The sequence below is a fragment of the Xenorhabdus budapestensis genome (assembly GCF_017743015.1).
In the GTDB taxonomy this organism is placed as follows: domain Bacteria; phylum Pseudomonadota; class Gammaproteobacteria; order Enterobacterales; family Enterobacteriaceae; genus Xenorhabdus; species Xenorhabdus budapestensis.
Window position 1 is genome coordinate 2111656 of record NZ_CP072455.1, and the last position, 13483, is coordinate 2125138.

The window sequence follows — 13483 nt, forward strand, 5'->3', positions numbered from 1 at the left end:
CCACTATCTGAATGCTCGCTATTCAACCGTAACAAGCTCTACGCCCATCATTATCGGGGTATAAAGAGATATTTAAAGTTATCATTGGTTAGATATGTGAGACTTATCACAATTAGTAAAGTAAATCATTATGTTGAATGCGTTAGAATGCCTTTTAACATTCTAATATTTGCTTTTTGTTGTTTTCGGTGTTTTTTAATTGAAAATATTGGCCTCAAAAGGTGGTTTCCATGGCTAAAAATATCTCCGTTTCTCTGGAGCAGCTTAGTGAAATGCAGCGTTATGTCACGCAGGAAGCAGGTACTGAGCCGCCATTTTCAGGAAAACTGTTGCACAACAAAAAAAGTGGCATTTATCATTGTTTGTGTTGTCATCAGCCATTATTTTTTTCTGATACTAAGTTTGATTCTGGATGTGGATGGCCAAGTTTTTACCAGCCAATCAATGATAAATCCATCAAATATATTGATGATTACTCCCATAATATGCATCGAATAGAAGTGCGTTGCAGTCATTGTCAGGCACATTTAGGGCATGTTTTCCCTGATGGCCCTAAACCTACCGGAGAGCGCTTTTGTATTAATTCGGTTGCCTTATGGTTTATTGATAAGGAAACAGGAGAAGAAACAGCAGGTTAATATCATGACTCCGGGTGTTTTTTAACAAATGCAAGTGTTTTTAAATAAATATAAGCAAAATGAATTGGTAACTAAATTAGAATCGATTCAGCTAAAATATGTAGCCGTAAGGAAATGTCGATGAAGTTGGATGATTTACTCTCTGCCATGACACCTGAGATTTATCAACGATTAGTTCAGGCTGTTGAATTGGGCAAATGGCAAGATGGCGTTCCATTAACACCAGAGCAGAAAGAACATAGTTTGCAAATGGTGATGCTTTGGCAAGCCAGGCATAATCATGATCCTGAACATATGACGATTGGCACGGATGGCCAAATTACGATAAAAAGCAAGCAAGAACTGAAGGCTATATTCCAATCAGAAATGGTTGCTAAGTTAAAACCTCAGTCAGAAGAAGAATGAGCCAAAAAGCTAAAATAATAACCTCGCTCTTTTTAATGAGTCTGCAATAAAAAGACGAGGTTGATTTCAGGTATATTCAGAAAAATTTATAGCAACCTATAGGTTAAGATAATTTTTTCTTTTTCATACGAAATAACTTAAAAAAGCGTTGTTATTTCATTCAATGAAGTTAACTTGGCACCTTTGGCTGTCATTTCTTCAATGGCTCGTTGGCTGTCATCCGCTTGAATATTGACTCCACGGCAACCCTCAACGATCACGTAAGTTTCATACCCATGTGCTAAAGCATCTAAGACCGTAAATTTTACGCAGTAATCAGTGGCAATTCCCAGAATCAACAGGCGATTGATATGTTGCTCTGATAGCCAACCATGTAGTCTGGTAGCATTTTTATGATCGTTATCAAAGAATGCGCTATAGCTATCTATTTGCGAATTTTCGCCTTTACGAAAAATTTTCTGGATAGCAGACTGATTCAGCGCTGGATGGAAGTCTGCACCCAATTGTCCCTGTACACAATGCACAGGCCACCATATCTGAGGGATACCATTTAGTTCCCCCAACTCACCGACAAGCTGACCAGAATTGACGGCAAAACTCATGTGATCGGATGGATGCCAATCCTGCGTTGCGATAATGGTGATGTTGTGTTGCTGACACAATTCAATAGCTTTATTTGCCATTTCGATAACTTCTTCGCTTTCCTTGACCGCCAGAGTACCACTTGTGCAGAAGTCATTTTGTAGATCGATAAGTAATAATGCGGTTTTCATTATATTCCTCGATTTATTTTTTATTTGTCGGAGTAGCTCAATTCTCCGCGTAGATTCTGCTGCATTAGCGAGCGGATTTCTTCGGCTTCGTAGTGCTGACTCAACAAGTAGTGTAGTTTGGTCAGTGCTGCTTCAAAAGTCATATCATAGCCGCTGATCACGCCTGATGTAGCTAGCGCATGGCCATTGGCATAACCTTCCATATTGACTCTTCCAGAGATACATTGTGTTAAATTGACCACAATGATGCCTCGTTCAGTCGCTTCTCTTAAGATTTTTAACAAATCGGAGCGCTGTGGGGCATTACCAACACCATAAGAGCGTAAAATCAGCGCCTTGACAGGTTGCATCAGGATATTTTCAACCACCTGACAGGATAATCCCGGATAGATAGTTACAACGCTGATTGGCTGTGATTTGATTTGATGTACGATAAAATTGCCATGAGCGGTTGGTATGGGAGCAGTATTAAATGTACGGATATTGATCCCCGCTTCAATGAGTGGAGGGCAGTTGGGAGATGAAAAGGCGTTAAAACCATCGGCGTGGGCTTTAACTGTTCTATTCCCTCGAAACAATTTATTGTTAAAAAATAAGCTAACTTCGTTAACGGGATAATTAGCTGCCAGGTACAGAGCATTCAGTAAATTTGTCTGACCATCTGAACGCAGTGCTTCTAAAGGTATTTGCGACCCTGTCACGATAACGGGTTTGCTTAGGTTTTCAAACATGAAAGAGAGTGCTGAGGTAGTGAAAGCCATGGTATCTGTACCATGCAGGATCACAAAACCATCGTAATCATGGTAATTCTGGTAAATATCGTTGGCGATAATCCCCCAATCATCCGGACTCATGTCAGAAGAATCAATAAGAGGATGATGTTCACGGATCGTGAACGTTGGCATTTCTGGACGGTGGAATTCCGGCATCTGTGCAAGTTGCCGTTGTAAGTGACCAGAGACAGGAATGTAACCATTGGGAGAATGCCGCATCCCAATTGTGCCACCTGTATAAACAACATAGATAGATTTCTTCTGCATGGAAGTACCCCAATAACAGTACCTGATAAAAATATTCAGCCGATTATAGGAGGTATATGGAATAAAAAAAGCCTGATATATAAGGATCAGGCTTTTGGGTATAACTGTTATCGCATTTTAGTAATAACTTTCTAGCGGATATTCTCGCAATTCAGGCAGAACGCATAAATATTCTGCGGATCGTTCATGCGATTATAAAATATTGCTTGCTGTTTCATATCTTGTGCAGCCTGAGCAAATGATGCTGGCAGCACTGATTGCAGAATATTTGGCATAATTGCCTGAGCAGATGAAGAAAACTCCAGCATAAGTTTTTCAGTGAAGGAAAGCTCTGGTTGCATCCAGTCTAATGATGCTGTTTTGAGGTCGGCTAATTCAACAGCTTTCTTCACCGCATCATCGAAATCACCTAATTGATCGACCAAGCCATTCTTTTTAGCATCACTACCACTCCAGACACGACCTTCGGCGATGTTCTTAATCTCATCTACTGATTTATGCCGGGAATTTGCTACCAGCCCGATAAATTGGTTGTAGCCGTTTTCAATCGACAATTGCATAACGTCAGAAAACAGAGGGTTTATACCTTTTGTTAATGAAATATCAGACAGTGGATGTGTTGAAACTCCATCTGTATTCACACCAAGATGATCCAGGCTTTTTTCAAAGGTATTGAAGACACCGAAAACACCAATGGAGCCGGTTAAAGTATTTGGTGATGCAATAATGTAGTTAGCTGGCGTGGATACCCAGTATCCCCCTGATGCCGCCAGACCCCCCATTGAAACAACGATTGGTTTCTGATTGACCTTTTTACCATTTTCATCAGTACCTTCCCGAATTGCCATGAGTTCACTGCGGATCAGCTCAGATGCGCTGATACTGCCGCCAGGGCTGTTTACACGTAATATAATGGCTTTGATTTTTGGATTCATACGTGCTTCTCGCAGTTGTGCTGCGATTGTATCACCACCTGCTATGTCATTGGACTGTTTACCGTCCATGATTGTACCTTCAATCATGATCACCGCAATGTTACCATTGTTTTGATAACTATTTTGGACTGGCTGTTTAGCAATATAGTCATTAATGCTGATGTAGTTGAAATGCTGATTTTGTTTATCCCAACCAAATTGATGTATCAGTTTCTTTTCAATGACATTCAGAGATGCAATTTTATCGACTAAACCGTTTTGAAATGCATAGAGTGCACCGTTTCCTCCAGCCTTACGGAATTTTTCAATAAACGTGGAAGGATCAGGAAGTACCTGGTCAAGAGGTATTTTCCTGTTGGTGGCGATAACTTGTCGGTAATTGTTCCAAAGTTCATTAAGCCAGAGAGTATCTGCTTTGCGGGCATCATCTGACATATCATTCCGCATCATTGGCTCTACTGCTGATTTGTATGTACCAACACGGAAAATGTGGGTAGAAATTTTCAGATTTTCTAATAATGATTTATAGAACAAATGGTTGGTTGAGAAGCCATGAAGGGACACACTTCCTTGTGGAGCAAGGAATATTTTATTTGCGTAACTGGCTAAATAATATTGTGCTTGGCTATAGTTATTCCCGATGGCAATAACTGGTTTACCTGAAGCCTTAAATTCATTGATGACTTTGCCTATATAGCTCATAGAAGACTGATCGGCACCAATAAAGTCATCTAACTTCAATACCATACCGGTAATTTTAGGGTCACTTTTCGCCCGTCGGATACTATCAACAATATCGAACACAGAGGTTTGTTGTGAACGGTTGCTGGAGGAGTCAACAAGATCCCGTCCGAGCTTATCCAGTGGATTGAGAACAGACACTTGATCAACAACGATACCGGATAAGTTGACATATAATGCCCCACTATAATCATTGCTTAAGCGGAACTGTTCTTTGTATATGAGAACACCAGTGGTGACTAATACAACTAATAGGATAAAAATCAGGTTGGAAATAAATTGGCGAACGAAATTTAGCAGTTTCCAACTCCATTTAAATATTGCTGCTATAAACTTCCATAAAGTACGCATATCGTCTCCAGTTATGGGGTCAAATAGGATTATCCTAATCAGCTGGTTGATAAATGTCAGCTGGAAATCACGGGAATGATTGAAAAAATAATAACATCTACTCTTTCATTCAGTAATGAATCAACAGAGAATGTCAGATCGTGATAGGTTATCTTATTCAGGAGGAAATTATGAATGCTTTGGAACTTTTATTGAATCGTCGTTCTGTTTCACGTTTAATCGCGCCAGCTCCGGAAGGAGAGGCATTGCAACATATTTTTGCGGCAGGAATGCGAGCACCAGATCATGGATCATTGCGTCCCTGGCATTTTATTGTGATGCAGGGGGAAGGGATTGATAAATTCAGCTGTTTGCTCGAAAAATCAGCAATTGACGGTGCTATGGGTGAAGATGTGGTGGAAAAAGCAAAAAACGCACCTTATCGAGCACCTATGATTATTACTGTTATTGCCAACGTTGTTGAACATGCAAAAGTGCCCGTCTGGGAACAAGTTGTGGCGGCAGGTTGTTCAGTTCATGCTATGCAAATGGCTGCGGTAGCTCAGGGGTTTGGCGGAATATGGCGTTCTGGCTCCTGGACTGAAGATCCGACAGTCAGAGCGGGTTTGGGCTGTGAGGAAAATGACAAAATTGTTGGATTCCTCTATTTGGGCACACCGGAACTTAAAGCTCCGACGAAAGGTTCAACACCAGATTTAACGGGTTTTGTCAGTTATTTCTAAAGTGATTGCTAAAGTGACTGGTGATATTGCCAGATGCTGTGGATCAGATGTGGTGGGGAAGATGAAAGCCGCCGCATCAATCCACTTTTTTAGTTTGATTGCCGTAGATGAACTGACTGAACCACGCTCAAACAAAGTATTGATTGAAGTTTTGAATAATTCCATGCGTCTTTTTATTGCAGAAAAACCTAGCCTGGCACGAGCCATTGCCGATGTTTTACCAAAACCTCATCGTCGGGGAGATGGGTTTATTGAGTGTGGTAATAACCAATTTGTTACCTGGTGTGTAGGCCATCTGTTAGAGCAGTCTGAGCCAGATGCTTATGATAGCCGTTATGCACGTTGGGTATTGGCTGATTTACCGATCATTCCTGAAAAATGGCAGTTGAAACCAAGAGTAGCGGTTGCCAAACAACTTAATACGATTAAATCTCTTCTGGAAAGGGCTGATGAAATTATTCATGCCGGAGATCCTGATCGTGAAGGTCAATTACTGGTGGATGAAGTATTGGATTTTTTGCATTTGGATAATAATAAAAAGCAAAATGTCCAACGCTGCCTGATCAACGATTTAAATCCACAGGCGGTGCTTAAAGCGGTTGAGCGTTTAAGGAGTAATCGAGAATTTATTCCTCTATGTGTTTCAGCACTCGCCAGAGCTAGAGCGGACTGGCTCTATGGCATTAATATGACCCGTGCCTATACATTGCTAGGGCAGAATGCCGGCTATCAAGGGGTGTTATCTGTCGGACGTGTTCAGACTCCTGTTCTGGGATTGGTTGTTCGTCGTGATGAGGAAATAGAGCATTTTGTACCGAAAAATTTCTTTGAGGTTAAAGCTTATATTGTTACTCCGAAAGAAGAACGGTTTACGGCTGTATGGCAACCCAGTGAATCCTGTATTGATTTTCAGGATGAAGAGGGCCGGATTATCCATCGGCCTTTAGCAGAGCATGTTGTAGCGCGCATTACGGGGCAACCTGCTTATGTTACTGCGTATCAGGATAAACGGGAATCAGAAACGGCACCGTTACCATTTTCACTCTCTTCATTACAGATTGAAGCAGCTAAGCGTTTTGGTTTAAGTGCTCAGGGTGTATTAGATATTTGTCAGCGACTTTATGAAACGCATAAATTGATCACTTATCCACGTTCTGATTGTCGTTACTTGCCGGAAGAGCATTTTGCAGGGCGTCAGGCTGTCTTAAATGCCATTTCAGTTCATACACATTTATTACCACAGGATGCGTTGGATACAGAGAAAAAGAACCGCTGTTGGGATGATAAAAAGGTAGATGCCCATCATGCGATTATTCCCACAGCCCGAAGCAGCCAGATTAATCTGACAGAAAATGAACACCATATTTATGGATTGATTGCCAGACAGTACTTGATGCAGTTTTTCCCGGATGCGGTATTCCGCAAGTGTACGATCGAGCTTGACATTGCAGGTGGAAAATTCATAGCAAAAGCTCGTTTTCTGGCAGAAGCTGGCTGGAGAACCTTATTGGGTAATAAAGAGCGAGATGAGGAAAATGAAGGCACGCCGCTGCCTGTTGTTACCAAAGGTGATGAACTCTTATGTGAAAAAGGAGAAGTGGTGGAGAGGCAGACTCAACCACCGCGTCCTTTTACTGATGCGACTTTATTGTCTGCTATGACAGGAATTGCCCGATTTGTACAGGATAAAGCACTAAAAAAAGTGTTACGAGCAACAGATGGTCTGGGCACAGAAGCAACGAGAGCAGGTATTATTGAATTACTGTTTAAACGGGAATTTCTGTACAAAAAAGGGCGCTATATCCATGCAACACCTGCGGGGAGGGCGCTTATCCATGTATTACCTGATATGGCTGTATTGCCCGATATGACAGCGCATTGGGAGTCAAAACTAACACAAATCAGTGAAAAGCAAGTCCGCTATCAGGATTTTATGTTGCCTCTTCACGAAACGTTGCAGCAGTTGATTTGGCAGGCAAAACAGTATCGAAATTTGAAAGTTTTTAGGGAGTTACCCCCTGTTCCCGTGAAAGGGAAAAAGAGTAAAAAGAAGAAAACAAAGACTGACAAAGCTGGGTAGATAAGGTCAAAACGATACAATTTAAAGCACCATAAGAAAAATCCAGCACTGAAATCGTAGCGGTGCTGGATTTTATTATTATTTTGAGAATCAAATTTTAAATTCAGCCCAAACAGGAGCGTGATCAGATGGTTTTTCCATGCTACGGATACCATAATCTATACCAGCAGAAAGGCATTTTTCCGCTAATGGACGACTGGCAAGCAATAAGTCAATGCGAAGCCCTCGGTTATCGTCAAACCCTTTCGAGCGATAATCAAACCAGGAGAATTGATCGTTGATCTCAGGATGATGTGCCCGAAACGTATCGATGAGCCCCCAATTTTTAAGGCGTTCCATCCACTCTTTTTCTTCCGGTAAGAAAGAGCATTTTCCGGTTTTCAACCAGCGTTTTTGGTTATTTTCACCGATCCCAATATCAAGATCAGTCGGACTGATATTCATATCTCCCATAATAAGAATATTGGATTCCGGGGATTGCTTTCTTTCCAGATAGGTTTGTAAATCTTGGTAGAATTTTGCTTTTGCAGGAAATTTGACCGGATGATCACGGCTTTCACCTTGTGGAAAGTAACCATTAATTACAGTCAATGAGCCTAGAGGTGTTTCAATATTTGCCATGATAATACGACGCTGCGCATCATCCTCATCCGTAGGAAAACCTTTCTGAACTTCAATTGGCTTCTGGCGTGTCAGCAGGGCCACACCGTAATGGGATTTTTGACCGTGATAGAAGACATGGTAACCAAGTTTACTAACTTCTTCCAAAGGGAACATCTCATCATGAACTTTTGTTTCTTGTAATCCAATCACGTCAGGCTGATGTTGTTCAACAATCGCAGTAAGTTGGTGAGGGCGAGCCCGCAGGCCATTAATATTGAATGATACAAATTTCATACCGTTATAATCACCTATAGAATATTTATCTTTTTAATCTTAACAGATATAAAAAAGGATGTAACCATTTATTAAATAATAATTTAAAGTAGGTTATCTTGATATTTCACTATTTTACTCTTATATGCAATGTTATATTGAGTATAATGCTCTTATTACTCAAATTTAAAGTATGTAATAGTGATAAATATTAAAAAACACATGATGAGCAAATGATGAATTAATGGATAAATACTTATTTAATTAATCATTCTTTGTTATATTCAACACCTGATACTATATTTTTAGGTGAGTGTTTTTATTCTTGAAATTTATTCTGTGTCACGCATTACAAAAAATAATTAATGAAAAAGTAGAAGAGTTAATCAATCTCTGATAGAAAATTGAACTTGTAGACCATGTTTATATTTATTAATGGTTTATATTCACGATGGAATATTCATCATGATACAGGTGAATAATATAGTTCATCTGAACCGCATTTTTGCATCAGGGGCTGGCATTACATATAAATGCCATTTGAAAAATAGCTATTTTTATTGTACAAAATTATACCTTCACAATATCAAGTTTGATTTAGCGGTTACCTGATGAGAAGGCCATTTCAAGGAAATTATTTTAGCCACAAGTTACATAGGAACGGTGAATTATGTTTTTTTCTCGTAAATTAGAAGCATTCATGGCGGTGGTGGAAATGGGTTCTTTAAGCAAAGCGGCAAGAGTGATGAACCGTACGACTCCCCCAGTCGCTAAATCAATTAAAGACTTTGAGGCGACGTTAGGAAAGCGCTTATTTAAAAGGGAGAAGTTTGGGATGATACTGACTAAAGATGGAGTGGAACTATATAATGACCTAAAAGAACTTTATTTGAAAGAAAAGGAAATTACAAAGAAACACTTTAGCGGAACTATTTGTAACAGTGTCAATATCTACTACGATTGGGGGAAAGACAGACATCTGATTTCACTTTATAAAGCAGCAGACAGAAATAATGCTCAAGTTAATATATTACGCTTTAGTTATGATAACATTGATGAAATAGTTGACTATGAGGGCAATACGATAATTTTAAGCTCAGAAAAAATACTCAGTGATAGATTCAGCTTGGTTCGTAAAATTGAAAGGCAGAATTTAGGTATTTGCTGCCGTCAAGAGTTAATAGATGAAGCTAATGGTGATTTAACTCAATTATTGAAAAAGAAAACGTGGTTGTGTGATCCAGTTCTCTATAAAAGCGATTTTATAAAGAATTTGGAAGAGGATATGATAAAGAACGGAGAGAAAGTTAATATAAGACAAATGGACAATATGGAGTGCTGTCTTAATTTCATTCAATCCAAAGATTATATTTTTATTACAGATGCCCGTTCTGGTGCGTTGGAGGAAGGAAAAAGCCTAGGCTTTATTCCAATATCACGGGCTGATGCAGTTAATCAGTGTTACGTTTATAAATCTAAATCCCACTCAAGTGTGTTAAATCGTTTTATCGACTCCGTTAGTGATATGGAGTAACCGATTGCATAAGCGGAGCAAATTGCAGATCCTCCAGAGCTCCGCTATTGGTATCCGGTGAACACGTAATTTTACGATATTCATTTGCTCATTGAGTAAACTAGATTGTTCTTCCCCCAAGCAGTATATCTGTTAATTTTAACAGTAAATGCAAATAATGGAATGTACCTTAGGATATGGTGGGGGAAGGATGATGCGCCATTTCTCGTTTTTCACCTTCCGGCTAACGTGCTGTGCGTAATCTCACTTTGCTATGTTCAATTCTCAATTAAAACTTCGATCGAAGGTCTTTGTCCTTGCTTTCAGTAGTTTTTATTCAGGAATGGGTAAGATGACATAATTAGATGGTGGTGGGGGAAGGATTCGAACCTTCGAAGTCTGTGACGGCAGATTTACAGTCTGCTCCCTTTGGCCGCTCGGGAACCCCACCAAATTTTGAATCGTACACTGTCATTATCAGCGGACGGCATAATATCAAATCAACCGCCGCTGTAAAGTAGCTATTTGAAAATTAAGTATTGAACGCTGTTTTTTTAAACTTTATGCTCGAATACCATTCCATTAGGGTATTTTGTTATCGAATAATCACTCTGTTATCTAACAAAAATACCCTTAACTTATCACAGAATAATAGTACGGTTACCATACACAAACACACGTTGAGAAAAAACCGAGTGTAATGCTTTACTTAGCACATTTTTCTCGACATCTCGTCCTGCCCGCATCATCTCTTCAGCAGTATAACTATGATCCACGTTAATCACATCCTGAGTGATGATAGGGCCTTCATCTAAGTTATCATTGACATAATGTGCAGTGGCTCCAATGATTTTGACCCCACGCTCATAAGCTTGGTGATAAGGACGGGCTCCTATGAATGCTGGTAAGAATGAGTGGTGAATATTAATAATTTGATTTGGGTAATGCTGAACGAATGCCGGTGTTAAAACACGCATGTACTTGGCGAGTACAACATAGTCAGGGTTATATTGATCTATCTGCGTCATTAACGCTTCATCGTGCTGTTCCCGGCTCAAACCTTCATGGCTGATATGATGGAAAGGAATATCAAACTGCTCAACCAATGGCTGTAGGGTGGTATAGTTGCCAATAACAGCGGCTATTTCTACATCCAATCCTTCATAAGCACTCTTTACTAATATATCACCGATACAGTGGGCTTCTTTTGTTACCATGATGACAATACGACGACGACCTGCTGTATTCAATTCACGACTTGAGCCAACAGGAAGAGCATCGTCTAGGTCTGTCAGAAATATTTCATCATTAAAGATACCTTCCAGCTCTGTACGCATGAAAAAGCGGCCAGTGAGATGATCGACAAACTCACTATTTTGTACAATATTCAATTGATGCTTGTAACAAATATTTGTGATCTTCGCGATTAATCCTTTGGAATCAGGACAAATTGTACGCAAGATTTTTTTTTGTATAATTGCGTTTTGCATGGATAACGTGATCCTCAAATGTTTTTCACTGTGTGTGAATGGTTGTGTTTAAAATATTTAAATATTGATTTAACTACAGCATTTTTTATATTTTTTGCCCGAACCACATGGGCAAGGATCATTGCGTCCTGTTTCAGGGCGAACACCATCTATATAGAACCAATGTTGGTCAATACGCAAAAAACGAGAACGCTCATGTATCAATTGCCTATATTGCTTTTCCTGCTCAATAAAGCAAGCTGAAAATTCGACGTAGGCTTCGTTATTATGTTGCCCTTTATTTGTGTTGATTACATTCAACCCTAGCCACTGTACACCAACAAAGCTTTGTTCTATTTCTGAACGCCAGGTTTCTGCCTCACAATCGGGATGCCAGGTTGTAATCAGATAATCGACATTCTCCGTCACATAAGCGCTATATCTGGAACGCATCAGAGATTCGGCATCTGGAGCAGGGTAGTGATTATCAATATAAGGGCCGCAGCAATATGCGAAAGGTGAGCCGCTGCCACAGTGACATATTTTTGTCAAAATAACTCCGGTTAGATTAAAAAGGTTGTTGTTAATATGACTAATACTGTAAAGGTATGTAAGCGTAAAATATATATTCGTATAAATAGTTATGATTGATTAGATTACCATCAATAATACCTGAATACAGGCTGTAGCTGCAATGTTTAGTGAGAGTACTCTTATTTATGCTTCAGAAAATTCATTTAACAGCTATTTGATATAAAGGTGTATTCAGAGTGTATATATCAGTTATGTAAATACCATAGTATGGAAACCATAATTAAATTTTTATTCACTGTATATCTGGCTGTGTTAGCTGGTATACTCTGGCGCACTATTTTTTTAGGTATGTGACTTTTTTCACATATACGATTTTTCACTTATACGATTTTTTAGAGAGTTGGTGCTATTGTTATAGCTGCAAAAGGAGTTTTTTAGCTATAAACATAGCTGTGGGAGACTATGTAATGTCAGTAATAAACAAAAAAGTAAAAAAAGCTGTAATCCCTGTTGCTGGTTTGGGAACCAGGATGTTACCAGCTACTAAAGCTATTCCTAAAGAAATGCTGCCTCTGGTTGATAAGCCACTTATTCAATACGTTGTCAATGAATGTATTAAAGCAGGCATTAATGAAATTATTCTGGTTACACATTCATCCAAAAACTCTATAGAAAACCATTTTGATACCAGCTTCGAACTAGAGGCAATTCTCGAGAAAAGAGTGAAACGTCAGCTCTTGGACGAAATCCAGTCGATTTGTCCTAATCATGTGACGATCATGCAGACCCGTCAGGGGATCGCTAAAGGATTGGGACATGCGGTGTTATGTGCTAAGCCACTTATTGGGGACGAACCATTTGCTGTTATTCTGCCGGATGTTATCTTGGATGAGTACAGTACAGATTTATCGAAATACAATTTGAGTGAGATGTTATCACGTTTTAACGATAGCGGAACAAGTCAAATATTGGTTGAACCAGTTCCTGTTGAGAATGTTTCTGATTATGGAATTGTAGATTGCTTTGGAGAAAACCTGCAACCAGGTGACAGTAAACCAATTGCCCGTGTTGTTGAAAAGCCTAAACCAGAAGAAGCCCCTTCAAACCTTTCCATTGTCGGTCGCTATGTATTATCTGAGAAAATCTGGCCATTATTGGCAAAAACAGCACCAGGAGCGGGGGATGAAATTCAGCTTACCGATGCCATTGCCATGCTGATGGAAAAGGAGCCGGTTGAGGCGTATCACTTAAAAGGCCGCAGTCATGATTGTGGGAATAAATTGGGTTATATGCAGGCGTTTGTTGAATATGGTATGAAGCATAAGCAGTTGGGAGAATCATTCAGAGACTGGATTATGGCTTTGCAAGATCAGATTGAAAAATAATCTATTAGTACTTTAGGATGT

Annotated in this window: 12 protein-coding genes and 1 tRNA gene; 6 read left to right on the plus strand and 7 right to left on the minus strand. The window is 39.6% G+C overall.

The window, feature by feature from the left end; genetic code table 11:
• Positions 1–230: 230 nt before the first annotated feature.
• Both msrB and HGO23_RS09495 read left to right on the plus strand, forming a co-directional pair.
• Positions 231–638, plus strand: coding sequence for a peptide-methionine (R)-S-oxide reductase MsrB (gene msrB / locus HGO23_RS09490; RefSeq protein ID WP_099135210.1), 408 nt, complete (start codon positions 231–233; stop codon positions 636–638).
• Between the two features lie 120 nt (positions 639–758).
• Entirely contained in the window at positions 759–1043 is a 285-nt protein-coding gene (locus tag HGO23_RS09495; RefSeq protein ID WP_099135211.1) for a YeaC family protein, read from the plus strand.
• 137 nt (positions 1044–1180) lie between these two features.
• Here HGO23_RS09495 and pncA read toward each other — a convergent pair whose 3' ends face one another.
• From pncA to sppA, 3 genes are all read right to left on the minus strand, one after another.
• Entirely contained in the window at positions 1181–1816 is a 636-nt protein-coding gene (gene pncA, locus HGO23_RS09500; RefSeq protein WP_099135212.1) for a bifunctional nicotinamidase/pyrazinamidase, read from the minus strand.
• A gap of 20 nt (positions 1817–1836) precedes the next feature.
• On the minus strand, positions 1837–2856 hold the full coding sequence (ansA, locus tag HGO23_RS09505; protein ID WP_209028639.1) for an asparaginase: 1020 nt from the start codon (positions 2854–2856) through the stop codon (positions 1837–1839).
• A gap of 131 nt (positions 2857–2987) precedes the next feature.
• Positions 2988–4883, minus strand: a complete 1896-nt coding sequence (gene sppA / locus HGO23_RS09510) for a signal peptide peptidase SppA (protein ID WP_209028640.1) — start codon at positions 4881–4883, stop codon at positions 2988–2990.
• A gap of 170 nt (positions 4884–5053) precedes the next feature.
• Here sppA and HGO23_RS09515 point away from each other — a divergent pair, with 170 nt between their 5' ends.
• Positions 5054–5605: an NAD(P)H nitroreductase gene (locus HGO23_RS09515; protein WP_209028641.1), complete on the plus strand. Its 552-nt coding sequence runs from the start codon at positions 5054–5056 to the stop codon at positions 5603–5605.
• A gap of 163 nt (positions 5606–5768) precedes the next feature.
• On the plus strand, positions 5769–7685 hold the full coding sequence (locus tag HGO23_RS09520) for a DNA topoisomerase III (RefSeq protein ID WP_209028749.1): 1917 nt from the start codon (positions 5769–5771) through the stop codon (positions 7683–7685).
• A 90-nt stretch (positions 7686–7775) separates the two neighbouring features.
• Here HGO23_RS09520 and xthA read toward each other — a convergent pair whose 3' ends face one another.
• On the minus strand, positions 7776–8582 hold the full coding sequence (gene xthA, locus HGO23_RS09525; protein ID WP_099135216.1) for an exodeoxyribonuclease III: 807 nt from the start codon (positions 8580–8582) through the stop codon (positions 7776–7778).
• Positions 8583–9231: 649 nt separating this feature from the next.
• Between xthA and HGO23_RS09530 the strand changes: the two genes are divergently transcribed.
• Complete coding sequence (locus tag HGO23_RS09530) at positions 9232–10095, plus strand: helix-turn-helix domain-containing protein (protein WP_099135217.1); 864 nt, start codon at positions 9232–9234, stop codon at positions 10093–10095.
• 345 nt (positions 10096–10440) lie between these two features.
• Here HGO23_RS09530 and HGO23_RS09535 read toward each other — a convergent pair.
• The 3 genes from HGO23_RS09535 to HGO23_RS09545 form a co-directional block, all read right to left on the minus strand.
• Positions 10441–10525, minus strand: a tRNA-Tyr gene (locus HGO23_RS09535).
• 190 nt (positions 10526–10715) lie between these two features.
• Complete coding sequence (purU, locus tag HGO23_RS09540; protein ID WP_209028642.1) at positions 10716–11564, minus strand: formyltetrahydrofolate deformylase; 849 nt, start codon at positions 11562–11564, stop codon at positions 10716–10718.
• A 69-nt stretch (positions 11565–11633) separates the two neighbouring features.
• Positions 11634–12095, minus strand: a complete 462-nt coding sequence (locus tag HGO23_RS09545) for a YchJ family protein (RefSeq protein WP_099135218.1) — start codon at positions 12093–12095, stop codon at positions 11634–11636.
• A gap of 449 nt (positions 12096–12544) precedes the next feature.
• Between HGO23_RS09545 and galU the strand changes: the two genes are divergently transcribed.
• Positions 12545–13462, plus strand: coding sequence for a UTP--glucose-1-phosphate uridylyltransferase GalU (gene galU / locus HGO23_RS09550; protein ID WP_099135219.1), 918 nt, complete (start codon positions 12545–12547; stop codon positions 13460–13462).
• Positions 13463–13483: the final 21 nt, after the last annotated feature.